At 67.2% G+C, this 24,074-nt stretch carries 19 protein-coding genes and 1 tRNA gene; 2 read left to right on the forward strand and 18 right to left on the reverse strand.

The window, feature by feature from the left end:
• Positions 1–38: 38 nt before the first annotated feature.
• From BLQ39_RS04210 to polA, 15 genes are all read right to left on the reverse strand, one after another.
• Positions 39–407, reverse strand: coding sequence for an RNA polymerase-binding protein RbpA (locus BLQ39_RS04210; protein WP_092321986.1), 369 nt, complete (start codon positions 405–407; stop codon positions 39–41).
• Positions 408–478: 71 nt separating this feature from the next.
• Positions 479–730, reverse strand: a complete 252-nt coding sequence (gene secG, locus BLQ39_RS04215; RefSeq protein WP_092321987.1) for a preprotein translocase subunit SecG — start codon at positions 728–730, stop codon at positions 479–481.
• A gap of 109 nt (positions 731–839) precedes the next feature.
• Positions 840–1,640 carry a triose-phosphate isomerase gene (tpiA, locus tag BLQ39_RS04220; protein WP_167738535.1) on the reverse strand — a complete coding sequence of 267 codons (801 nt, stop codon included), beginning with the start codon at positions 1,638–1,640 and terminating at the stop codon, positions 840–842.
• Positions 1,631–2,839, reverse strand: coding sequence for a phosphoglycerate kinase (locus tag BLQ39_RS04225; protein ID WP_092321989.1), 1,209 nt, complete (start codon positions 2,837–2,839; stop codon positions 1,631–1,633). The genes tpiA and BLQ39_RS04225 overlap by 10 nt, the downstream gene beginning before the upstream one ends.
• A 16-nt stretch (positions 2,840–2,855) precedes the next feature.
• A complete protein-coding gene (gene gap / locus BLQ39_RS04230; protein WP_092321990.1) occupies positions 2,856–3,863 on the reverse strand; it encodes a type I glyceraldehyde-3-phosphate dehydrogenase in 1,008 nt (335 codons plus the stop codon).
• Positions 3,864–3,955: 92 nt separating this feature from the next.
• Positions 3,956–4,582, reverse strand: a complete 627-nt coding sequence (locus BLQ39_RS04235; protein WP_092321992.1) for a superoxide dismutase — start codon at positions 4,580–4,582, stop codon at positions 3,956–3,958.
• 116 nt (positions 4,583–4,698) lie between these two features.
• Entirely contained in the window at positions 4,699–5,679 is a 981-nt protein-coding gene (whiA, locus tag BLQ39_RS04240; protein ID WP_092321993.1) for a DNA-binding protein WhiA, read from the reverse strand.
• Positions 5,680–5,734: 55 nt separating this feature from the next.
• Complete coding sequence (rapZ, locus tag BLQ39_RS04245) at positions 5,735–6,610, reverse strand: RNase adapter RapZ (RefSeq protein ID WP_092321995.1); 876 nt, start codon at positions 6,608–6,610, stop codon at positions 5,735–5,737.
• Positions 6,611–6,672: 62 nt separating this feature from the next.
• Positions 6,673–8,565, reverse strand: a complete 1,893-nt coding sequence (gene uvrC, locus BLQ39_RS04250; protein WP_092321996.1) for an excinuclease ABC subunit UvrC — start codon at positions 8,563–8,565, stop codon at positions 6,673–6,675.
• Positions 8,566–8,616: 51 nt separating this feature from the next.
• A complete protein-coding gene (uvrA, locus tag BLQ39_RS04255) occupies positions 8,617–11,484 on the reverse strand; it encodes an excinuclease ABC subunit UvrA (protein ID WP_092321998.1) in 2,868 nt (955 codons plus the stop codon).
• Positions 11,485–11,540: 56 nt separating this feature from the next.
• The gene (gene uvrB, locus BLQ39_RS04260) at positions 11,541–13,607 is read right to left on the reverse strand and encodes an excinuclease ABC subunit UvrB (protein WP_092321999.1); all 2,067 of its coding nucleotides are present in this window, start codon (positions 13,605–13,607) and stop codon (positions 11,541–11,543) included.
• A 29-nt stretch (positions 13,608–13,636) separates the two neighbouring features.
• Positions 13,637–14,245: a dephospho-CoA kinase gene (coaE, locus tag BLQ39_RS04265; protein WP_092322126.1), complete on the reverse strand. Its 609-nt coding sequence runs from the start codon at positions 14,243–14,245 to the stop codon at positions 13,637–13,639.
• A 169-nt stretch (positions 14,246–14,414) separates the two neighbouring features.
• A complete protein-coding gene (gene rpsA, locus BLQ39_RS04270; protein ID WP_092322001.1) occupies positions 14,415–15,872 on the reverse strand; it encodes a 30S ribosomal protein S1 in 1,458 nt (485 codons plus the stop codon).
• A 150-nt stretch (positions 15,873–16,022) separates the two neighbouring features.
• Entirely contained in the window at positions 16,023–17,699 is a 1,677-nt protein-coding gene (locus tag BLQ39_RS04275) for a DUF885 domain-containing protein (RefSeq protein ID WP_092322002.1), read from the reverse strand.
• Positions 17,700–17,857: 158 nt separating this feature from the next.
• On the reverse strand, positions 17,858–20,536 hold the full coding sequence (gene polA, locus BLQ39_RS04280; RefSeq protein WP_092322003.1) for a DNA polymerase I: 2,679 nt from the start codon (positions 20,534–20,536) through the stop codon (positions 17,858–17,860).
• Between the two features lie 55 nt (positions 20,537–20,591).
• Between polA and BLQ39_RS04285 the strand changes: the two genes are divergently transcribed.
• Positions 20,592–21,017 (forward strand): PaaI family thioesterase, encoded by a 426-nt coding sequence (locus BLQ39_RS04285; RefSeq protein WP_092322005.1) that lies wholly within the window; start codon positions 20,592–20,594, stop codon positions 21,015–21,017.
• A 69-nt stretch (positions 21,018–21,086) separates the two neighbouring features.
• Here the strand turns inward: BLQ39_RS04285 and BLQ39_RS04290 are convergent, their stop codons facing one another.
• Entirely contained in the window at positions 21,087–21,692 is a 606-nt protein-coding gene (locus BLQ39_RS04290) for an ANTAR domain-containing response regulator (protein ID WP_092322006.1), read from the reverse strand.
• A 38-nt stretch (positions 21,693–21,730) separates the two neighbouring features.
• Between BLQ39_RS04290 and BLQ39_RS04295 the strand changes: the two genes are divergently transcribed.
• Positions 21,731–21,816 (forward strand) — tRNA-Leu (locus BLQ39_RS04295).
• A gap of 104 nt (positions 21,817–21,920) precedes the next feature.
• Here the strand turns inward: BLQ39_RS04295 and BLQ39_RS04300 are convergent.
• Both BLQ39_RS04300 and pyk read right to left on the reverse strand, forming a co-directional pair.
• Positions 21,921–22,412: an NUDIX domain-containing protein gene (locus tag BLQ39_RS04300; RefSeq protein ID WP_092322008.1), complete on the reverse strand. Its 492-nt coding sequence runs from the start codon at positions 22,410–22,412 to the stop codon at positions 21,921–21,923.
• Between the two features lie 144 nt (positions 22,413–22,556).
• On the reverse strand, positions 22,557–24,002 hold the full coding sequence (gene pyk, locus BLQ39_RS04305; protein WP_092322009.1) for a pyruvate kinase: 1,446 nt from the start codon (positions 24,000–24,002) through the stop codon (positions 22,557–22,559).
• Positions 24,003–24,074: the final 72 nt, after the last annotated feature.

Consider the following 24,074-nt stretch of genomic DNA (forward strand, 5'->3'; position numbering starts at 1 on the left):
AACGTGCACAACTGCGGGTTCGCGGTATGTGGTGGGTGCTAGTTGGTGGCGGTCAGCTTGCCACGGCGCACGCGCAACTGCTGGAGCGCCTCCTCGAGGAGCGACTCCGCTTCCTCTTCGGTGCGGCGTTCCTTGACGTAGGCCAGGTGCGTCTTGTACGGCTCGAGCTTGATCACCGACGGCGGGTTCGCCTTGTCGCGGCCGGCCGGCAGGCCGGAGGACGGGCAGTCGATGGTGACGGGGATTTCCTCGTCGGGAAGGTTGGCCGCGAAGTAGCGGACGGTTTCGTTGCCGAGGGCGTCCCAATAGGACACCTTGATGCGGTCGGCGTGGAAACCACGGTCCTGCTCCCCCATGGGCCCCGCTCCGACACGAGAACCCCGAATTGCGCTGCCACCAGATGCCATGATGTTTCTCCCCTTGTGCTGATTAGTCGGTATAGCCGCAGTCCAGGGGACTGCGATCGTGCAAAATCTGCCTAAGCACCGGTGTCGAACTTGGTGATCAGGCCGAGCACCACGATGCAGGAAATCCACAGCAGCCCGAGAATGATGGTGATTCGGTTGAGGTTGCGCTCGGCAACCCCGGATGCGCCGAGGTTCGAAGTGACGCCGCCGCCGAACATGTCGGACAGCCCGCCCCCTCGTCCCTTGTGCAACAGAATGAGCATGGTGAGCAGGAGGCTCGTAATGCCGAGCAGTACCTGCAACACAACCTGGAGAATGTCCACGAAAACCTTTCACAATGCGGTGGGCGCGCGCGCACCACCAAGACACTGGTAATTATAGCCTGACGGCCAAGCCCACCCGCGGTTGCCCCTCCGGACAACCGCGTTGGGTCTAGATTCCGACGTGCTTCTGGTACCGAACGATGCCGGAGAATTCATCGATGTCGAGGCTCGCCCCGCCGACGAGCGCGCCGTCGACGTTGGGTTCGCGCATGAACCCGGCGATGTTGACGGCCTTGACCGACCCGCCGTAGAGGATGCGGGTCTTGTCGGCCACGTCCTGGCCGAGCGTCTCGTTCAGCACGGCACGCAGCGCGGCAGCGACCTGTTCGGCCTGCTCCGGCGTCGCGGCCTGTCCGGAGCCGATCGCCCAGACCGGCTCGTACGCCACAACGATGTCCGCGGCCCTGGTGACCCCGGCGAGGGCCGCGCGAAGCTGCGCGACCGGGACGGCGCTCGGGCCGTGCAATTCGAGGTCCGCGGCGGTCTCGCCGACGCAGATGATCGGGACCAGGTTGTGCCTGAGCGCGGCCACGACCTTCGCGGCCACCTGCTCGTCGGTCTCGGCGTGCAGGGTGCGGCGCTCGGAGTGGCCGATGATCACGTACTGGCATTCGAGCTGGGCCAGGAATGCGCCGGAGATCTCCCCGGTGTAGGCGCCGGAGTCGTGCTCGGAGAGGTCCTGCGCGCCGAAGGCGAGCGGGAGCTTGTCCGCGGCGACCAGGGTCTGCACGGATCGCAGGTCGGTGAACGGCGGGAAGACGGCAACCTCGACGGCGGTGAAGTCGTGCCGCGCGTCCTTGAGGCTCCAGGCGAGCTTCTGCACGAAGGCGATGGCCTGGAGGTGGTCCAGGTTCATCTTCCAGTTGCCCGCAATCAGGGGCGTGCGCCGCGGGTTGTTGTTCACTGCCATCCGAGGACCTCCAGTCCAGGCAGGCGCTTACCCTCGAGGAACTCGAGGCTGGCGCCACCGCCGGTAGATATATGACCGAATTGGTCGTCGTGGAAACCGAGAATTCTTACGGCCGCCGCGGAATCTCCCCCGCCGACGACGCTGAGGCCGTCGACCTCGGTGAGTGCGGCCGCGACCGTGCGCGTGCCTTCGGCGAATGCGGCAAGCTCGAACACGCCCATGGGGCCGTTCCAGAAGACCGTCTTCGACGCGCGGATGATGGCGGCGAACGCCTGGGCGGAGTCCGGACCGATGTCCAGGCCCAGCCCGGATGCGCCGAACGGGGTGTCTTCGATCGCGTCGGCCGGGGTGACCTGGTGTTCGGCGTCCCCGCCGAACTTCGACGCCACGACGATGTCCGTGGGGAGCACGATCTTCACGCCAAGGCGCTCGGCTTCGGCGAGGTAGCCGCGGACGGTGTCGAGCTGGTCGCTCTCGAGCAGGCTTGATCCGACCTTGTGGCCCTGGGCCGCGAGGAAGGTGAACACCATCCCGCCGCCGATCAGCAGCGAGTTGATCCTGGGCAGGAGGTGGCCGATGACGCCGAGCTTGTCCGAGACCTTCGAGCCGCCGAGGACGACCGTGTACGGCGCCTCGGGCTTCTCGGTCAGACGGTCGAGGACGTCAAGCTCCGTGGCGATCAGCAGGCCGGCGGCGCTCGGCAGGAGCGTCGCCAGTTCGAACACGCTGGCCTGCTTGCGGTGGACCACGCCGAAGCCGTCCGACACGAGCACGTCGCCCAGCGCCGCGAGGCGGGCCGCGAAGGCGGCCCGCTCCGCGTCGACCTTGCTGGTCTCCCCCGCGTTGAAACGCAGGTTCTCGAGCACGACGACGCCGCCGTCGGTGAGCTGCGCGACGGCATCCGTCGCCGAATCCCCGACGGTGTCGGTGGAGAAGGCGACTCCGGTTCCGAGCAACTCGCCGAGACGGCCGGCGACCGGGGCCAGGCTGTATTTCGCGTCGGGAGCCCCGTCGGGGCGGCCGAGGTGAGACACGATGACGACCCGGGCGCCCTGGGCGATCAGGGCCCGGATCGTGGGCAGCGAGGCCCTGATCCGGCCGTCGTCGGTGATCCGTCCGCGCTCAAGCGGGACGTTCAGGTCACAGCGGACGATGACTCTTGTGCCCTGGAGCGAACCCAGCGACTCGATGGTGCGCAACAAACCGCGGTCCCGGTTACAGGCGCTCGGCGACGAACTCGGTCAGGTCGACCAGTCGGTTCGAGTAACCCCACTCGTTGTCGTACCACGAGGCAACCTTGACCTGGTCGCCGATGACCTTGGTGAGCCCGGCATCGAAGATCGAGGAGTGCGGGTCGCCGACGATGTCGCTGGAGACGATCGGGTCCTCGGTGTAGCTGAGGATGCCCTTGAGGGGTCCCTCGGCCGCAGCCTTGTACGCGGCGTTGACTTCCTCGACGGTGACCGGGCGTGAAGCGGTGATGGTGAGGTCGGTGATCGAGCCGGTCGGGACCGGAACGCGCAGTGCGTAGCCGTCGAGCTTGCCGACGAGCGCGGGGATGACGAGGCCGAGGGCCTTGGCGGCGCCGGTCGAGGTCGGGATGATGTTCACGGCGGCGGCGCGGGCGCGGCGGAGATCGCTGTGCGGGCCGTCCTGAAGGTTCTGGTCGGCCGTGTACGCGTGCACCGTGGTCATCAGGCCGCGTTCGATCCCGAAGTTGTCCAGGAACACCTTGGCGAGGGGGGCGAGGCAGTTCGTGGTGCAGGACGCGTTGGAGATGACGTCGTGCACGGCGGGGTCGTAGATGCCCTCGTTCACGCCGAGAACGATGGTCGCCACGTTGTCGCCCGTCGCGGGTGCGGAGACGAGGACCTTCTTGGCGCCGGCAGCGATGTGCTTGCGCGCGGCCTCCGCCTTGGTGAAGAAACCGGTCGACTCGATCACGACGTCGACGCCGAGCGCGGCCCACGGGAGGTTCGCGGGGTCGCGCTCGGCCAGTACCTTGATCGCCTTGCCGTTGACGACGATGGAGTCGCCGACGACCTCCACCGTCGCGTCCAGGCGGCCGTTGGTCGTGTCGTACTTCAGCAGGTGAGCGAGCGTCTTCGTGTCGGTGAGGTCGTTGACCGCGACGATGTCGAGTTCGCTGCCCTTGGCCAAAGCCGCTCGGAAGTAGTTACGGCCGATCCGGCCGAATCCGTTGATGCCGATCTTTACAGACACGAATGACTCCTGTTACTGAGGCGCCGACGGCGCAGATGGGGGTGATCAAAGTACGGACGGCGGTGTCCTGTTAGGGCATAGTCACCATAACGCTATGACAGTAGCAGCAGGCCGGCGGTCTTCTCACGGGCCGTTACGAACCGCGTCTGCACGTTCGACCAGTCGACGATGTTCCAGAATGCCTTGACGTAGTCCGCGCGTACGTTGCGGTAGTCGAGGTAGTAGGCGTGCTCCCAGACGTCGAGCATGAGCACGGGGACCGTGCCGGCGGCGAAGTTGGACTGCTGGTCGAAGAACTGCTGGATGATCAGGCGCTGCCCGATGGAGTCCCAGGCGAGGACGGCCCAGCCGGAGCCCTGCACGCCGAGCGCGACGGCCGCGAAGTGGGCCTGGAACTTGTCGAAGGAGCCGAAGTTGTCATCGATCGCCGCGGCGAGTTCACCGGTGGGCTTGTCTCCGCCGTCCGGGGACATGTTGGTCCAGAACACGGAGTGGTTGACGTGGCCGCCCAGGTTGAAGGCGAGGTCCTTCTCGAGCTTGTTGACGTAGGCGAGGTTGCCGGCGTCGCGGGCCTCGGCCAGCTGTGCCAGGGCGGTGTTCGCGCCGGTCACGTATGCCTGGTGGTGCTTGCCGTGGTGGAGTTCCATGATGGTGCCGCTGATGCTGGGCGCGAGGGCCGAGTAGTCGTAGGGCAGGTCAGGCAGGGTGTATTCAGCCATGTGCTTTCTCCTCTGGGTGTTGCCGGATGAGTAGCCGGTGCGGAGGACTCCGCCGCCGGCCGGTGGGCGACCATGACAGTCTAGTCAGGCGTGCCGGTGAGGCTCGGGACGTGTCCTCAGACGTCGTCGAGATCTGGCGGCAGGTTGGCGTCGGTACCGGGAATCCCCAGGTCAACGGCCTTTTTATCGGCCATGGCGAGGAGTCGTCTGATGCGCCCGGCGACGGCATCCTTGGTCATGGGCGGGTCGGCGTGGTGGCCGAGTTCGTCGAGGCTGGAATCCCGGAAGCTCAGTCGCAGCTCGCCGGCGTAGCGCAGGTGCTTGGGGATGTCGTCGCCGAGGATCTCCATGGCCCGGTCGACCCGGGCGCAGGCGGCGACGGCGGCCTGGGCTGACCGGCGCAGGTTCGCGTCGTCGAAGTTGACCAGGCGGTTGGCTGTGGCCCTGACCTCCCGGCGCTGGCGCAGTTCCTCCCAGTTGAGCACGGTGTCCTTGGCGCCCATGTGCACGAGCATGGAGCCGATCGCGTCACCGTCACGGATGACGACCCGGTGCACGCCGCGCACCTCGCGGGCCTTGGCGACGATTCCGAGGCGTCCGGCGGCGCCCACGAGCGCCATGGCCGCCTCGTTGCCGGGGCAGGTCACTTCCAGGGCCGCGGACCGGCCGGGATCGGTGAGCGAGCCATTCGCGAGGAACGCCCCCCTCCAGACCGCGGCGACTTCTTCCTTGGACCCCGTGGTCAGGCGGTTCGGAAGGCCGCGGATCGGGCGACGTCGGGCGTCGAGCAGGCCGGTCTGCCGGGCCAGGGTCTCTCCGCCTTCGACCACGCGCACGAGGTAGTGGTTGGTGCGGCGAAGCCCGGATGCCGGCACGACCGACACCTCGCTGCGCACGCCATAGAGCTCGGCGAGATCCTTGCGCACCCTTCGTGCGAGCAGCGCGGTGTCGAGCTCGGATTCGACGGCGATGCGTCCGGAGATCATGTGCAGTCCCCCGGAGAACCGGAGGATTGTCGCTAACTCGGCGGCCCGCACCGTGGTCTTGGAGACCTCGATGCGGGAAAGCTCGTCTTTAACGTCGGCGGTGAGTGCCAATCGTATGTTCCATTCTGTTTGTCCGGGCCAGGGTCTTGTGAACCGTTGGCCGTGGTTATTCTCGACCCAGGTCGCGGTGCTTGACGTTGACCGCGACGCCGGGGAATCCTTGGATGAGAGTGGCGAGTTCCCTGGCCATGGCCACGGAGCGGTGCTTGCCGCCCGTGCAACCGATGGCGATCGTCGCATGACGCTTGTTCTCGCGTTGGTAGCCGGCCAGAACCGGCTCGAGGGCCGCCGAGTAGCTGGCGATGAATTCACGTGCGCCCGGCTGGGCGAGCACGAACTCGCTGACCTGGGCGTCCTGGCCGGTGAATTGACGCAGCTCGGGGATCCAGAACGGGTTGGGCAGGAAACGGGCGTCGGCGACCATGTCGACGTCGGTGGGAAGCCCGTACTTGAAGCCGAAGCTGAGGATGGTGACCTGCAGCCCGGCCGCGTCTTCGGCTGCGAAGCGCTCGGTGATGGTGGTGGCCAGCTGGTGGATGTTCAGGTCGGACGTGTCGATCACGATGTCGCACACCTCGCGGACGGCGGCGAGCCGGGTGCGTTCGGCCGTGATCCCGTCGAGGAGGGTCCCGTCGCCCTGCAACGGATGCGGGCGGCGCACGGACTCGAAGCGGCGAACGAGCACGTCGTCCCGCGCCTCGAGGAAGATGACTCTCACCTGGGTGCCGCTGCGCAGCGACTGCACGATCTCCTGGAAGTCACTGAAGAACTCGCGGCCTCGGATGTCCACCACGGCCGCGATCTTCGGCAGGGTGCTTCCGGCCCGTTCGACCAGGTCGACCAGGGGCCGGAGCATCTGCGGGGGCAGGTTGTCGACGACGTACCAGTCGAGGTCCTCGAGGGCGTTCGCCACCGTCGACCGACCAGCACCGGACATTCCCGTGACGATCAGCACTTCCTGCTTCTCGATCTCCGCTGTCATTCTGGGCTGCGCCTTTGGTCGTGGTGGGGTGGTTTGTCCAGCCTACCTACCGGCGCGGGCGTTCAGGCGCGTAAATGCTGATGAATCGCGCCCGCGAGGGTCGGGCCGATGCCCCGCACGTCGCCGATGGCCTCCTCGGGGGCTTCCTTCAGCCGGGCCACCGAGCCGAAGTGCGCCAGCAGCACCTTCACCCGGGCCGGGCCGAGGCCGGGGATCTCGGCGAGCACCGTCGAGATGTCGCGCTTGCGCCTGGACCGCTGGTGAGCGATCGCGAACCGGTGGGCCTCGTCCCTGATCCGCTGGATCAGGAACAGGGCGTCGCTGTTGCGCGGCAGGATCACCGGGTAGTCCGAGTCCGGCAGCCAGATTTCCTCCAGCCGCTTGGCGATGCCGCAGAGCGCGATCCCCGTGATCCCCGCGTCGGCCAGCGCCCGGGCGGCCGCGGCCACCTGGGGCTGGCCGCCGTCGACGATGAGGAGGTTGGGACGGTAGCGGAACTTCTTCCGTTTCTGCTCGGCGGACTCGGCCAGGGCGGGGTCGCCGCCGGGCGGGTCGTCGCGGGCCGGATCGTCGACGGGCACGAGGTAGGCCAGTCGCCGGGACAGCGTGCGGTAGATGGAGTCGGTGTCGTCGGTCGACTCGGGAATCGTGAACCGGCGGTACTCGTCTTTGCGGGGCAGGCCGTCCTCGAACACCACCATGGACGCCACGATGTTCGTGCCGCTCAGGTGGGAGACGTCGTAGCACTCCATCCGGAGCGGCGCCTCCGCCATCCCCAGCGCCTCCTGGATGTCTTCGAGCGCCTTCGACCGGGCAACGAAGTCGGAGCTCCGCCGGGTCTTGTAGAGCATGAGGGCGTGCCGGGCGTTCTGGGTCGCCGTGGCCAGCAGCGCGGCCTTCTCCCCGCGCTGGGCCGCGACGAGGCGCACCTTTCGGTTCGCCAGCCCGGCCAGCAGCGTCGCCAGCGCCTCGGCGTCGTCAGGGAGCTGCGGCACGACGATCTCGCGCGGCGGCGGGCTGTCGGCACTGTACGCGGTCTGCATGATCGAGTCGATCAGTTCCCCGGTCGTCACGTCGAGTTCCTTGTCGACCATCCAGCCGCGCACACCACGGATGCGCCCGCCCCGCACGATGAACAGTTGCACCGCGGCCGCCAGCTCGTCTTCGTCGATGCCGAAGAGGTCGATGTCGACGCTGTCCCGCAGCACGACGGCGCTCTTTTCGAGCACGGCGTTCAGCGCCATCACCTGGTCGCGCCGTTTGGCGGCGAGCTCGTAGTCCTGGGCTCCCGCGGCGACCTTCATCTCGGCCGTCAGCCTGTTGATCAGCTTCTTGTCCTGGCTGCCCATGAAGCTGACGAACTCGTCGACCCGGGTGCGGTGTTCCTCGACGCTCACCGTTCCGGAACACGGACCGAAGCAGCGGCCGATCTGGCCGGCGAAGCAGGGTTTGCCCGACTGCATGGCCCGCTTGTAGTTGGCGTTGTTGCAGGTGCGGATCGGGAAGGCCTTGAGCATCAGCTCGATCGTCTCGTACACCGCCCAGACCTTGGGGTACGGGCCGAAATACCGGGCGCCGCGGATGCCGGTGGTGCGGGTGACGAGTGCGCGCGGCGCCTCGTCGGCGAGCGTCACCGCCAGGTAGGGGTAGGACTTGTCGTCCTTGAACTGCACGTTGAAGGGCGGATCGAACTCGTTGATCCAGGTCCACTCGAGTTGCAGCGCCTCCACCTCGGTGCCCACGACGGTCCATTCGACGCCGGTGGCGGTCGTGACCATGCGCCGTGTGCGCTCGTGCAGGCTGCTGAGCGGGGCGAAGTAGTTGCTCAGCCGGGCGCGCAGGTTCTTGGCCTTGCCGACATAGAGAACCCGCCCGGAGGCATCCCGGAACCGGTACACCCCCGGGCTGGTGGGAATTTCGCCCGTTTTCGGGCGGTAGCTCAGTGCGTCAGACATCGGCTCTTTCGGCGGCGGTCATCGCGGGCGGCGGTCATCGCGTGGCAACAGTCATCGCGCGTCGAGGATCTCCTTGAGGAAGGTGCCGGTGTGACTGCGCTTGACGGTGGCCAGGTGTTCCGGCGTGCCGCTGGCGAGCACGCGGCCTCCCCCGGAGCCGCCCTCCGGTCCCATGTCGATCACCCAGTCGGCCGATTTGATGACGTCGAGGTTGTGTTCGATGACGACGACGGTGTTGCCCTTGTCGACGAGGCTGTTCAGCACGAGCAGGAGCTTGCGGACGTCCTCGAAGTGCAGGCCGGTGGTCGGTTCGTCGAGCACGTACACGCTCCGCCCGTTCGACCGGCGCTGCAGCTCGGTCGCGAGCTTCACCCGCTGCGCCTCGCCGCCGGAGAGGGTCGTCGCACTCTGGCCGAGACGCACGTAGCCGAGCCCCACCTCGACGAGGGTCTTCAGGAAACGGTGGATCGCGGAGATCGGTTCGAAGAACTCGGCGGCGTCGCTGATGGGCATGTCCAGCACCTCGGCGATGTTCTTGCCCTTGTAGTGCACGGTCAGCGTGTCGCGGTTGTAGCGCGCTCCCCCGCACACCTCGCAGGCGACATAGACGTCGGGCAGGAAGTTCATTTCGATCTTGATCGTGCCGTCGCCCGAGCAGGCCTCGCAGCGTCCGCCCTTGACGTTGAAGCTGAACCGGCCGGGGAGGTAGCCACGGGCCTTGGCCTCCATCGTCTCGGAGAACAGCGTGCGGATCTTGTCGAAGACGCCGGTGTAGGTGGCCGGGTTGGAGCGCGGCGTGCGCCCGATCGGCGCCTGGTCGACATGGATGACCTTGTCGAGGTGGTCGAGGCCGGTCACCCGCGTGTGCTTGCCCGGGAGCTTGCGGGCGCCGTTGAGCTTGTTGGCGAGCACGCGATAGAGGATGTCGTTGACCAGCGAGGACTTGCCGGAGCCGCTGACCCCGGTTACCGCGGTGAACGTGCCGAGTGGGAAACTCGCGGTCACCTTGCGCAGGTTGTTGGCCTCGGCGCCGGTGACGACAATCTGCCGCTCCGGGTCGACTTCGCGCCGCGTGGTCGGCGTCGGGATCGACTTGCGCCCCGCGAGGTAGTCGCCGGTGAGCGACTTCTTGTTGGCGAGCAGCGATTCGTAGGATCCGGAGTGCACGACGTGTCCGCCGTTCACGCCGGCGCCGGGCCCGATGTCGACGATCCAGTCGGCGGTGCGGATGGTGTCCTCGTCGTGCTCGACCACGATCAGGGTGTTGCCGAGGTCGCGCAGGGCGACCAGGGTCTCGATCAGGCGGCGGTTGTCCCGCTGGTGCAGGCCGATGCTCGGCTCGTCGAGCACGTAGAGCACCCCGGTCAGGCCGGAGCCGATCTGGGTGGCCAGGCGGATGCGCTGGGCCTCGCCGCCGGACAGGGTCGCCGCGGCGCGGGCCAGGTTGAGGTAGTTGAGGCCGACCCGGATGAGGAAGTCCAGGCGCACCTTGATCTCCCGCAGTACCTGGGCCGCGATGGTCTGTTCCCGCTCGGTCAGGTCGAGCTTGTTCATGAACGCGCGCGCGTCGCTGAGGCTGAGCTCGCAGACATCCGCGATGCTCGCGTCGTGCACCTTCACCGCGAGCACCTCTGGCTTCAGCCGGGTGCCGTCGCAGACCGGGCAGGGCACTTCGCGCAGGTATTCGCCCCAGCGCTGGCGCTGGGTGTCGGTCTCGGCCTGGAGGTACTGGCGTTCGATGTACGGGACGACCCCTTCGAAGCCGGAGGTGTAGCTCATCTCCCGGCCGTAGCGGTTCTTCCACTTCACCCGCACCTCGAAGTTATCGCCGCGGAGCACCGCGTTCTGCACCTCGCTGCTGAGGTCTGCCCAGGGCGTGTCGAGGGAGAAGTCGAGGTCCCTGGCCAGGCCGGCGAGGAGCTTCTCGTAGTACTGGAACAACCCCTTGCCCTGCGTGGTCCAGGGCAGCACGACGCCTTCGGCGATGCTGAGCTCCGGGTCGCCGAGCAGCAGGTCGGCGTCCACCGACATCCGGGTGCCGAGTCCGGAACACTCGGGGCAGGCGCCGAAGGGGGCGTTGAACGAGAAGGTGCGTGGTTCGATCTCGGTCAGCTGTACCGGGTGGTTGTTCGGGCAGGAGAGCTTCTCGGAGAAGCTCCGCCAGGCGGCGTCGCCCTCCAGGTCGATGAAGTTGATCTGCACGAGCCCGGAGGTGAGCTTGAGCGCGGTCTCGAGCGAGTCGGTCAGGCGGCTGAGCAGCTCGGGGCCGGCGACGAGCCGGTCGACGACCACAGAGATGTCGTGCTTGAGCTGCTTCTTCAGGGTGGGCGGTTCACTCAGCTGGATCTGGACGCCGTCGACGATCGCGCGCGAGTAGCCGCCGGCCGCGAGTTCCTTGAACAGGTCGACGAACTCGCCCTTTTTCTGGGAGATGACCGGGCTGAGCACCTGGTACCGGGTGCCGGCCTCCAGTTCCATCAGCTGGTCGGCGATCTGCTGCACGGTCTGCGAACGGATGACCTCGCCGCAGATCGCGCAGTGCGGCACGCCGATCCGCGCCCAGAGCAGGCGCATGTAGTCGTAGACCTCGGTGATGGTGCCGACCGTCGACCGCGGGTTGCGGTTCGTGGACTTCTGGTCGATCGAGACGGCGGGGCTCAGCCCCTCGATGAAGTCGACGTCGGGCCGGTCGACCTGGCCCAGGAACTGGCGGGCGTAGGCGGACAGCGACTCCACGTACCGCCGCTGGCCCTCGGCGAAGATCGTGTCGAAGGCGAGCGAGGATTTGCCGGATCCGGACAGGCCGGTGAAAACGACCAGCGAGTCCCGCGGGATCTCCAGGTCCACATTGTGGAGGTTGTGAACGCGCGCACCGCGGACGCTCAGCACGGGCCCGGACTCTACCTTGGTAATTGACACCCATTGAGTCTATTCAGTGCCGCTGACAGCTCGGTGACACCGGTGAGACCCCGGAGTCAGTCCAGATGCCCGGCCTTCTCCATATTCCGCAGTTCCCGCTTGAGCTCGGACAGTTCGTCACGCAGCCGCGCGGCGAGTTCGAACTTGAGTTCGCCGGCGGCCTCGAGCATCTGCCCGTTCAGGTCGGCGATGATCGATTCGAGGTCGTTCGCGCCGTTGGCGGCCAGGCCGACCCGCTTCCCGCCGGGAGTCGGCGTGCGGCGGCGGGCATCCCGGCCGGACAGGAGCTCGGCCGTGTCGGCTTCCTCACGCGCCAGGACGTCGGTGATGTCGGCGATCCGTTTGCGCAGCGGGGTCGGGTCGATCCCGTGCAGGGTGTTGTATTCGACCTGCTTCTCGCGCCGGCGGTCGGTTTCGTCGATGGCCCGGGCCATCGAGGGGGTGAGCCGGTCGGCGTACATGTGCACCTGGCCGGACACGTTGCGGGCGGCCCGGCCGATGGTCTGGATGAGCGACGTCGCGGACCGGAGGAAGCCCTCCTTGTCGGCGTCGAGGATGGCGACGAGCGACACCTCCGGCAGGTCGAGGCCTTCCCGGAGCAGGTTGATTCCCACGAGCACGTCGTACAGGCCGGAGCGCAGTTCGGTGAGCAGCTCGACCCGGCGCAGCGTGTCGACGTCGGAGTGCAGGTAGCGCACCCGCACCCCGGCCTCGGTGAGGAAATCGGTGAGCTCTTCGGCCATCTTCTTGGTCAGGGTGGTCACGAGCACGCGTTCGTTGCGTTCGACCCGGAGCCTGATCTGCTCGAGCAGGTCGTCGATCTGTCCGGCGCTGGGCTTGACGATCACCTCGGGGTCGATCAGGCCCGTCGGGCGGATGATCTGCTCGACGATCCCGTCGGCGATCCCCATCTCGTACTTGCCGGGGGTGGCCGAGAGGTACACGGTCTGGCCGACCCGGTTCTTGAATTCGTCGAACTTGAGCGGCCGGTTGTCGAGCGCGCTCGGAAGCCGGAAGCCGTGCTCGACGAGCGTGCGCTTGCGCGACGAGTCGCCCTCGTACATCGCGCCGATCTGGGGCACGGTGACGTGGGATTCGTCGATCACCATGAGGAAGTCATCCGGGAAGTAGTCGAGCAGGCAGTGCGGCGCTTCGCCCGGGTTGCGGGCGTCGATGTGCCGGGAGTAGTTCTCGATGCCGGAGCAGAACCCGATCTGCTCCATCATCTCGAGGTCGAAGGTGGTGCGCATGCGGAGGCGCTGGGCCTCCAGCAGTTTGCCTTCGCGCTCCAGCTGCTCGAGCCGTTCGGCCAGCTCCTCCTTGATCGTGCCGATGGCGCGGTGCATGACATCCGTGCTGGCGACGTAGTGCGAGCCGGGGAAGACCGACACGGCGTCGAGCTTGCGCACGATGTCGCCGGTGAGCGGGTGCAGGCTGTAGAGCGCCTCGATCTCGTCGCCGAACATTTCGATCCGGATCGCCAGTTCCTCGTACATCGGGATGATCTCGATCGTGTCCCCGCGCACCCGGAAGTGGCCGCGGGAGAAGTCGATGTCGTTGCGCTGGTACTGCATCGCCACGAACTTGCGGATCAGCCAGTCGCGGGAGACCTGCTGCCCGACCTGCAGCGCGACCATCGCCTGGAGGTAGCCCTCGGGCGTGCCCAGGCCGTAGATGCAGGACACGGTGGACACCACGATGACGTCCCGCCGGCTGAGCAGCGCGTTCGTCGTCGAGTGGCGCAGCCGTTCCACCTCGGCGTTGATCGACGAGTCCTTCTCAATGAAGGTGTCGGTCTGCGGGACGTAGGCCTCCGGCTGGTAGTAGTCGTAGTAGGAGACGAAGTATTCGACCGCGTTGTTGGGCATGAGCTCGCGGAACTCGTTGACCAGCTGGGCGGCGAGGGTCTTGTTGTGGGCGAGCACGAGCGTCGGACGCTGCACCTGCTCGATCAGCCAGGCGGTCGTGGCGGACTTGCCGGTGCCGGTCGCGCCGAGCAGGACGACATCCGTTTCGCCCGCGTTGATGCGGCCGGCCAGCTCGGCAATGGCGGTCGGCTGGTCGCCACTGGGCGTGTACTCGCTGACCACCTCGAAGGGATGCACCGAGCGCGTGGGTTCCATACCCCCAGTCTAGGGAACGCCCCTGACAGTTACCGATCGAGCGCGGCGCGCACGCGCTCGTAGAGCGCGTCGACCTGCTGCAGCGTGTGCGCCAGGGTGCCGTCCGTGTCGATGACGACGTTTGCGACGGCAAGGCGGTCGGCGTCGCTGGCCTGGGAGCCGATCCGGCGGGCGGCATCCGTTTCGTCCATGCCGCGCAGGTCGACCATCCGGCGCGTCCGGGTCTCCTCGTCGGCGTGCGCGACGACGATGAGGTCGAACGGATGGTCGACGGCGGCCTCGACGAGCAGGGGCACGTCGTAGACGACGACGGCGTCCGGGTCGGCCTGCTCGGCGTCTCGGATCAGCTCGTTCGCCAGCGCACGGACGGCGGGGTGCACGATGGCATTGAGCTGGGCGAGGGAGGCCGGGTCGCAGAAGACCCGGCTGCCCAGGGCTGCTCGGTTGAGGCTGCCGTCGGCGTTCAGCACCTCGTCGCCGAAGGTCGCCCGGATCCGGGCGAGGGCGTCCGTGCCGGGCTCGACAACGACCCGGGCCAGGTGGTCGGCGTCGATGTGCACCGCTCCGTGCTCCACCAGGCGCCTGGCCACGGTGCTTTTACCGGATGCGATCCCGCCGGTCAACCCAATCACGTACACGCCTGCCATGCTATCCGCCCCTCCTCGCCGAACTGTGAGTTTGGCACCTTCCCGGGGCACCGGAAGGTGCCAAACTCACAGTTCGGCGGAGGGGGTGGCGGGGAGGGTGGGCGAAAAGACGAAGCAGGCCGCACCCCGAGGGGTGCGGCCTGCTTTCTGTGCGGCCCGGCTACTTGTTGCTGGAGAGCTTTTCGCGAAGTGCTGCGAGTGCCTCGTCGTCCGCGAGGGTGCCGGCGCCGGCAGCCTCGGTGGAGAAGGAGGAGCCTGCGGCGGGCGCGACATCGCCGACGGCGATGATCTCGTCGTTCGCGGATGCAACCTGCTTCTTGTGGGCTTCCCAGCGAGCCTGGGCCGCAGCGTAGTCCTGCTCCCACTTCTCGCGCTGGGTTTCGAAGCCCTCGCGCCACTCGTTGGTCTCCGGGTCGAAGCCCTCGGGGTACTTGTAGTTGCCCTTGTCGTCGTACTCGGTGAGCATGCCGTACAGCGCCGGGTCGAACTCGGTGCCTTCGGGGTCGACGTTCTCGTTGGCCTGCTTGAGGCTCAGCGAGATGCGGCGACGCTCGAGGTCGATGTCGATGACCTTGACGAAGACCTCGTCGCCGACGGAGACAACCTGCTCGGCCAGCTCGACGTGCTTGCCGGAGAGCTCGGAGATGTGAACCAGGCCCTCGATGCCCTCGGCAACGCGAACGAACGCGCCGAACGGAACGAGCTTGGTGACCTTACCCGGTGCAACCTGGCCGATGGCGTGGGTGCGGGCGAAGACCTGCCACGGGTCTTCCTGCGTGGCCTTGAGCGACAGGGACACGCGTTCGCGCTCCAGGTCGACCTCGAGGATCTCGACGGTGACTTCCTGGCCAACCTCGACGACCTCGCTGGCGTGCTCGATGTGCTTCCAGCTGAGCTCGGAAACGTGAACCAGGCCATCGACCCCGCCCAGGTCGACGAACGCACCGAAGTTGACGATCGAGGAGACGACGCCCTTGCGGACCTGTCCCTTCTGGAGGTTGTTGAGGAACGTGGTGCGGCTCTCCGACTGAGTCTGCTCGAGCAGGGCACGACGCGACAGCACAACGTTGTTGCGGTTCTTGTCGAGCTCGAGGATCTTCGCTTCGATCTCCTGGCCCAGGTACGGGGTCAGGTCGCGAACGCGACGCAGCTCGATGAGCGAGGCCGGCAGGAAGCCGCGGAGGCCGATGTCGACGATGAGGCCACCCTTGACGACCTCGATGACCGAACCGGTGACGACGCCGTCCGACTCCTTGATCTTTTCCACATCGCCCCACGCACGCTCGTACTGTGCGCGCTTCTTGGACAGGATGAGGCGGCCTTCTTTGTCTTCTTTCTGAAGGACAAGTGCCTCGACCAGGTCGCCGACCTTGACAACCTCGGAGGGGTCAACGTCGTGCTTGATGGAAAGTTCGCGGGAGGGAATGACACCCTCGGTCTTGTAGCCCACGTCGAGGAGAACCTCGTCGCGGTCGATCTTCACTACGGTTCCTTCGATGAGGTCGCCGTCGTTGAAGAATTTCAGAGTCTTTTCGACCGCGGCAAGGAAGTCTTCAGCAGATCCGATGTCGTTGATGGCGACCTGCTTGGGTGCCCGTTCGGTCGTTGCGATTGTCATGTAGTAGTTGCTCCAGGATGGACATAATTAGGCCACGCGCAGAAAGAGTGATCTTTTTTTGCTCCGCGCATGGCAACGGATAGGACGTCACAAACGTGACGTTCAAGCTTAGCTGTTTGCGGAGGCGTGCGGCAACCTCGCGGATGAGCGCTACTTCAGCAGCGCGGACCGGAGAGTGTCGAGGCCGACGCCGCCGAGGTCGAGGGCCTTGCGGTGGAATTCCTTGATCGAGAAGGCGTCGCCCTCGCGTTCCTTGTACGTGTCCCGCAGCTGCTCCCAGATGCGCTGCCCCACCTTGTAGGACGGGGCCTGCCCGGGCCAGCCGAGGTAGCGGTTCACCTCGAACTTGACGAAGCCCTCGTTCATGTTGACGTTCTTGCCCATGAAGTCGAGGGCGTAGTCGGCGTTCCAGGTGCCGGACCCGTCGGGCAGCGGCTTTCCGAGGTGCACGCCGATGTCGAGGACCACGCGGGCGGCGCGCATCCGCTGCCCGTCGAGCATGCCGAGCCGGTCGGCGGGGTCGTCGAGGTAGCCCAGCTGCTCCATCAGGCGTTCCGCGTAGAGCGCCCAGCCCTCGGCGTGTCCCGAGGTGCCGGCGAGCTGGCGGCGCCAGGTGTTGAGTTTCGCGCGGTTGTAGACGGCCTGGCCGATCTGCAGGTGGTGCCCAGGGACGCCCTCGTGGTAGACCGTGGTGAGTTCGCGCCAGGTGTCGAACTCGGTGACGCCGGCCGGAACGGACCACCACATCCGGCCGGGGCGGGAGAAGTCGTCCGTGGGGCCGGTGTAGTAGATGCCGCCCTCCTGGGTGGGGGCGATCATGCACTCGAGTTTCTTGATCTCGTCGGGGATGTCGAACTGGGTCTCCGAGAGCTCGGCGACGGCGCGGTCGCTGGTCTCCTGCATCCACTTCTGCAGGGCGTCGGTGCCGTGCAGTTTGCGGCTGGGGTCGGTGTCGAGGAACGCGATGGCCTCGAGCACGCTGGCGCCGGGCTTGATCTGGTCGGCGATGCTTTCCTGTTCGGCGACCATCCGGGCGAGTTCCTCCCGGCCCCACTCGTAGGTTTCGTCGAGGTCGATTTTCGCGCCGAGGAACCGGCGCGAGGCCAGGGCGTAGAGTTCGCGGCCGATCGCATCCTTCTCGGTGGCGGCGGGCTGGAGCTCGTCGGCGAGGAAGGCGGCCAGCTTGCCGTACGCGGCTGCGGAGCTCTGGGCGGCTGTGCCCAGGTCCCTGGCCAGGCTGGCGGGCAGGCTGCCCTCGGCGAGCGTGGCGTCCGAGGTGAAGTGCGTGAAGAAGCCGTCGTTGGCCGCGTGGCGCTTGGCCTGCAGGAACACCTCCTGCACCTGGCGGCGGGCCGGCGTGATCCCGCGCTCGATGCCGAGGCGGAGCGTCTCGATGTAGCCGTCGATCGCGGCCGGCAGGCTGCCGAGGCGCGAGGAGATGTTCTCCCAGTCGCCGACCGTGTCGGTGGGCATGAGGTCGAAGATCTCCCGGATGCCCTGGGCCGGGGAGGCGATCACGTTCAGGTCGCGCAGCTGCAGCTGGGCCTCGGAGCTCTCGACCTCGAGGGCGAGGTCGCTGCGCAGGTCCGTCTGGGTCACCTCGTCGACGTCGTCGACGGCCGTGGCGGCATCCAGCCGGGCGATGACCCGCTTGGCCGCCTCGATCGTGCGTTCGTGGCCGGCCGGCGAATAGTCGCCGAAGCGGCCGTTGCCCTCGGTGCGCCCGATGTAGGTGCCGACGGTGGGGTCGATTTCGACGAGGGTGTCTACCCACTCTTCGGCAATCCGGTCGATTGCCGTCGGGGTGCGCTGGATGTCATGAGTCATGGGCACGAGCCTAGGACACGCAGTGCGCCGAGAGCGGGAGCCTCACGCGGAGGCGCGCCGGGGCGCCGGGGCGCCGAGCTCGACCGTTCCGGTCGAGTTTGCCCTGCAGACCAGTCAAGGTCGACCGGAAGTGCCAAACTCGGCGAACCGCGACCCGATCAGTGCGCCGCCTCGTCCCAGTTCCGGCCGCGGCCGATCTGCACGTCCAGGGGCACCAGCAGGTCCGCCGCGGTCGACATCCGGAGGGTGACCACCGAGCGAAGCGCCTCGAATTCGCCGGGGGCCACGTCGAAGACGAGTTCGTCATGAACCTGGAGCAGCATCCGAGACTCCATCGCCGCCTCGCTGAGGTCTTCGGCGATGCCGATCATCGCGAGCTTCATGATGTCGGCGGCGGAGCCCTGGATCGGCGCGTTCAGGGCGGCGCGCTCGGCGTTTTCCCGCAGCACCCGGTTGGGGCTGTGCAGTTCGGGGAAGGGGCGCCGGCGGCCGAAGATCGTCTCGGTGTAGCCGTCGATTTTCGCCTGTTCGACGACGTGGCGGAGGTAGTCGCGCACGGCGCCGAAGCGGGAGAAATAGTCGGTCATCAGCTGCTTGGCCTCGCTGCTCTGGATGCGCAACTGCTTCGACAGCCCGAACGCGCTCAGGCCGTAGGCGAGACCGTAGGACATGGCCTTCACCCGGGAGCGCATTTGCGGGGTGACCTCGTCGGGGGCGACGCCGAAGATCCGCGATCCCACGAACCGGTGCAGGTCCTCGCCGGCGTTGAACGCCTCGATCAGCCCGGCGTCGCCGGAGAGGTGCGCCATGATCCGCATCTCGATCTGCGAATAGTCGGCGGTGAGCAGGCACTCCGCGCCCTCGCCGGCCTGGAACGCGGCCCGGATCCGGCGGCCCTCCTCGGTGCGGATGGGGATGTTCTGCAGGTTCGGGTCGTTCGAGGAGATCCGTCCGGTGGCCGTGCCGATCTGCACGTAGTTGGTGTGGATCCGCCCGGTCTCGTCGATCGCCTTGTCCAGCGTTTCCACGATCTGGCGCAGCTTGGTGGCGTCGCGGTGCTTCAGCAGGAGGTCCAGGAACGGATGCGGGTTGCTGGCCTGGAGATCGGCGAGGGCGCCGGCATCCGTCGTGAACCCGGTCTTGTTCGCCCGGGTGCGCGGCATTCCCAGCTGGTCGAAGAGCACCTCCTGCAGTTGCTTGGGCGAGCCGAGGTTCACCTCGCGGCCGATCTCGGCGTACGCGCCCGCGGCCAGGTGCGCCGCCGTGTCCCCCAGCTCGGCGGAGAGCACCGCGAGCTGGTCGTGCGAGACAGAGATCCCGGCGAGCTCCATCTCGGCCAGTGCCCGCAGGGTGGGCATCTCAATCGCGGTAAGCACGTGGCGCGAGCCGGGGTCGAGCCTGTCCAGCACGGCCGTGGACAGGCGCAGGGTGTACCAGGCCTGCTGGGGTACTCCCCCGTCGGCGGACTCGTCCGGCACGAGCTGGTTGGGGTCGTGGACCGGGAGGACCTCGTCGAGGTACCGGGAGACCAGGTCGGCCAGGGTCTTGTCGGGGCCGCCGGGTCGCAGCAGCCAGCCGGCGACGAGGGTGTCGACGGCGAGCCCGCCGAGGACCAGGTTGCTGCGGCTGATCGCCTTGGCCTGGTGCTTGGCGTCGTGCATGATCTTGGGAGCATCGCTGGCCAGCCAGGCCTCGAAGGGCGCGTAGTCGGCGCGGTCGGGCTGCCACGGAAGGTTGAGAGCGTCGGTCCGGCTGGCCAGTCCGAATCCGATCGCCACGCCGCCCTGCACCTCGACGGTCAGCCCGAGCCCGTCCGGGCAGGCTGCGGTCGCGCGGGTGATCCACGCTTCCAGTTCCTCGTCGAGCAGGTCGTGGGCGCGCGGCGCGACCGGCAGGTCGGCGCGCGGCTCGGCCGGAGCGGCCACGGTCGCGGCAGCCGCGGTGTCCCCGCCCTCCAGCTTGATCACGCGTTCGAGCAGGCTCTTGAACTCGAGGCGGCCGAAGACCTCGCGCACGGCCTCCTGGTTGATCGGCGCGCGCCCGAGGTCGGTGATCTCGACCGGCAGGTCGAGGTCGGTGACCAGGTGGTTGAGGCGGCGGTTGCGGATCGCGTTGTCCTTCTGTTCGCGCAGATTGTTTCCGACGACGCCCTTGATCTCGTCGGCGTGCTCGAGGATGCCGTCCAGGCTGCCGTAGAGGCCCAGCCACTTCACCGCGGTCTTCTCGCCGACCTTGGAGATGCCGATCAGGTTGTCGCTGGTTTCGCCGACCAGGGCTGCGACATCCGGGTACTGGCCCGGGTCGACGCCGTAGCGTTCGCGCACGCGGTCGGGGTCGTACCGGGTCAGGGCGGAGACGCCCTGGCTGGCCGGGTAGAGCAGCGTCACGTTCTCGTTGACGAGCTGGATGGTGTCCCGGTCCCCGGACACGACGAGCACGTGGTATCCCTCTGTGGTGCCGCGCACCGACAGCGTCGCGAGGATGTCGTCGGCCTCGTAGTCGGCTTTGGTGAGGGTGGTGATGTTCATCGCCGCGAGGGCCTGCTCGAGCAGCGGCACCTGGCCGATGAACTCCGACGGCGTCGCGCCGCGGGTGCCCTTGTATTCCGGGTACTCCCTCGTGCGGAAGGAGGCTCGGGAGATGTCGAAAGCGACCGCGATGTGGGTCGGCTTCTCCGTGCGCAGGAGGCTGAGCAGCATCGACAGGAACCCATGGATGGCGTTGGTGTGCTGCCCGTCATGGGTTTGGAAACTGTCCAGCGGCAGGGCGTGAAACGCTCGGAACGCCAGGGAATGGCCGTCAATGATCATGAGGGTAGGCTTTTCGGAGTCCAACACACTCCCAGCCTACAAGCGTCCTCCGCCCGGGCCGGGCCAGCGATCAAAGGTGAACATGACCAATCAGACCCAGGATTCGCTCGCGTGGGTGCAGGAGCGCGGCGCGGGAGCCCTCGCCGAGAAGATGGGCATTGAGTTCCTGGAGTTCACCGCCCGGCGGGCCGTTGCCCGGATGCCGGTCGAGGGCAACACCCAGCCGGCGATGCTCATGCACGGCGGGGCATACGTCGTTCTGGGCGAGTCGCTCGGATCCATGGCCGCGAACCTGCACGCCGGTCAGGGGAAGCTGGCCGTCGGTATCGAAATCAATGCCACGCACACCGGGTCGGCCACCTCCGGCCATGTGACCGGGGTCTGCACCGCGATCCACCTGGGCCGGACGCTGACCACGCACGAGATCGTCGTCACCGACGACCGCGGACGCCGGTGCTCGACCATCCGGATCACGAACCTGATCAAGGACCTGCCGGGCGCGTCCTGACCGGGCGCTGGTGCCCCAGCCGGTGCCGGCTGGGCTGGGGCGGTCACCGTGACGGTTGTTGCCTGACGTCTATTTCTTGGCGGAGAGCTGCTCGATGATCGCCTGGGCGACGTCGTGCATGGTGAGGCGCCGGTCCATGGAGGCCTTCTGGATCCAGCGGAACGCCTCGGGCTCGGTGAGGCCCATCTTCTCGTTGAGCAGGCCCTTGGCCCGGTCGACGAGCTTGCGGGTCTCGAAGCGCTCGACCAGGTCGGCAACCTCGGCCTCGAGCGTGATGATCTGGCTGTAGCGCGAGAGGGCGATCTCGATCGCGGGCAGCAGGTCGTTGGGGGTGAACGGCTTCACGACGTAGGCGAGCGCACCGGCCTCGGTCGCACGCTCGACGAGCTCCTTCTGGCTGAACGCGGTCAGCAGCACGACCGGGGCGATGTGCGCCTTGGTGATGCGTTCGGCGGCGGAAATTCCGTCGAGGTGGGGCATCTTCACGTCCATGATGACCAGGTCCGGCCGGAGTTCCATGGCCAGGGCCACTGCCGTCTCGCCGTCGCCGGCCTCGCCGACGACCTCGAAGCCGTTGTCACGGAGAATCTCGACGATGTCAAGACGGATGAGGGATTCATCCTCCGCAACGACAACGCGGCGGGGAGGAGTGGGGGGAGTCTCTTGGTCGGTCACAGGCAAAAGCCTACGGTATTCTGGGGCAGGCGATGTGAGCCGGTGTGGCGGAATGGCAGACGCGGAGCACTCAAAATGCTTTGTTCGAAAGGACGTGTGGGTTCGAGTCCCACCACCGGTACCACTCACACCCTGATTGTCGCCGCCCACGCGCACCCAGCGCGGAACGCGCGCTGAGTCGCGGACAAAGTACCTTCCCGTGCGAATTGAAGGTGCTTTCTCCGCAACTCAGGCGCGCGCGGGCTGAGCGTCGCGAGCGGCCCACCAGGCGAACGCGTCGTCGACCACGTCGTCGATCCAGTCGAAACGGTCCAGGGCGGAGATCTCCGCCCTGGTGAACCAGCCCAGCTGCGACACTTCCTCCTGCTCGAGCCACTGCACGCCGGAGTTCAGCCGGCACGCGTACACGGTCGTGACATAGGACACCTGGTCGCCGTTCGGGTACGTGGTGGCCAGCCGTTGGCCACCGTAGCTCCCGACGACCCCGAGCACGTTTCCGTCGGCGCCCGTTTCCTCCATCAGTTCCCGGCGCACGGCATCCAGCGGTTCCTCGAATGGTTCGATGCCGCCGCCGATGAATCCCCATCTGTCGCCGGCGACGTGGCGGGCGAGCAGGAGACGGTCGTCGTCGTCGAACACCGCGGCGGTGACGCCGGGGAGGAGCACGAGGTCGTGCCCGATGTGGCGACGCAGGTGTGAGACGTAATCCGAGGCAGGCATGCGCCCCACCCTACGTCGGCGGCCGCCGAGTTGCGGACAAAGTACCTTCGCGCGCGAAAGGAAGGTGCTTTGTCCGCGACTCAGCCCCGCGGAGGGTCCCATGCAGCGCCCACTCATGGGGCGAACGTCAGGTCGGGGCGAACGTCAGGTGCGGGCGTACGCCGGAGCGACCTCGTTGTGGGCGTCGCCGACGCGGTGCACGCGGATGTCGTTGGTGGAACCGACGATTCCGGGAGGGGAACCGGAGATGACCACGACGGTGTCGCCGATTTCGGCCAGGCCCTCGCCGAGCAGCATGTCGTCGACCTGCCCGAACATGGCGTCCGTGTGGGTCACCCGGTCGACCAGGTAGGTCTGGATGCCCCAGGTCAGCGCCAGGCGGCGACGGATGCCGGGCTCCGGCGTGAAGGCCAGCATCGGGATCTTGGACCGCAGGCGGGACATCCGCCTCGCCGAGTCGCCGGATTCGGTGAAGATGCAGAGGTATTTCGCCTCGACGAATTCGGCCACTTCGATGGCGGCGAGGGTGATCGCGCCGCCCTGGGTGCGCGGCTTGTTCGTCAGCGGCTGGATGCGCTCCAGGCCGTGTTCCTCGGTGGACATGATGATCCGGGCCATGGTCTGCACGGTCACGACCGGGTACTCGCCGACGCTGGTCTCGCCGCTGAGCATCACGGCGTCCGCGCCGTCGAGCACGGCGTTGGCGACGTCGGAGGTTTCCGCGCGGGTCGGAACCGGGGAGTGGATCATCGACTCGAGCATCTGGGTGGCGACGATGACCGGCTTCGCCATACGGCGGGCGATCTCGACGGCGCGCTTCTGCACGATCGGCACGGCCTCGAGCGGGAGCTCGACGCCGAGGTCGCCGCGGGCGACCATGATGGCGTCGAAGGCATCGATGATCTCCTCGAGGTTTTCGACGGCCTGGGGCTTCTCGATCTTCGCGATCACGGGAACGCGACGGCCCTCCTCGGCCATGATGTTGTGCACCCGGGTGACGTCGGCGGCGTCGCGCACGAACGACAGGGCGATCAGGTCGGCGCCGAGGCGCAGGCCCCAGCGCAGGTCGGCCTCGTCCTTCTCGGACAGCGCGGGGACGTTGACGGCGACGCCGGGCAGGTTGATGCCCTTGTTGTTCGAGACGGGACCGGCGACGATCACGCGGGTGGTGACGACGATGCCATCCGTCGCCTCAACCTGAACCTTGACCTTGCCGTCGTCGATGAGTAGGAAGTCACCCGGCTGCACGTCGAGGGGCAGGCCCTTGTAGGTCGTTCCGGAGAGTTCCTTCGTGCCCACGACGTCCTGGGTCGTGATCTTGAAGGTGTCCCCGACCGCGAGCTCGTAGGGGCCGTCTTCGAACTTGCCGAGGCGGATCTTCGGTCCCTGGAGGTCGACCATCACGGCTACGGCGCGGCCGGAGTCGTTGGCGGCCTTGCGCACATTGGCGTAGATGCCCTCGTGGATGTCGTACGTTCCGTGACTCAGGTTCATCCGGCAGACGTCGACGCCCGCATCGATGATCGCCCGGATCTGCTCATACGTGGATGCTGCCGGCCCGAGGGTGGCGACGATTTTAGCGCGTCTCATACTGGTGGAGCTCCGATTTCCGCGCTGTCAGGGCGCATTGGGACTTGCGTAAGTTAGATCCCCCGGGGGGAA

It is taken from the genome of Cryobacterium psychrotolerans, from assembly GCF_900101115.1.
Lineage (GTDB): Bacteria > Actinomycetota > Actinomycetes > Actinomycetales > Microbacteriaceae > Cryobacterium > Cryobacterium psychrotolerans.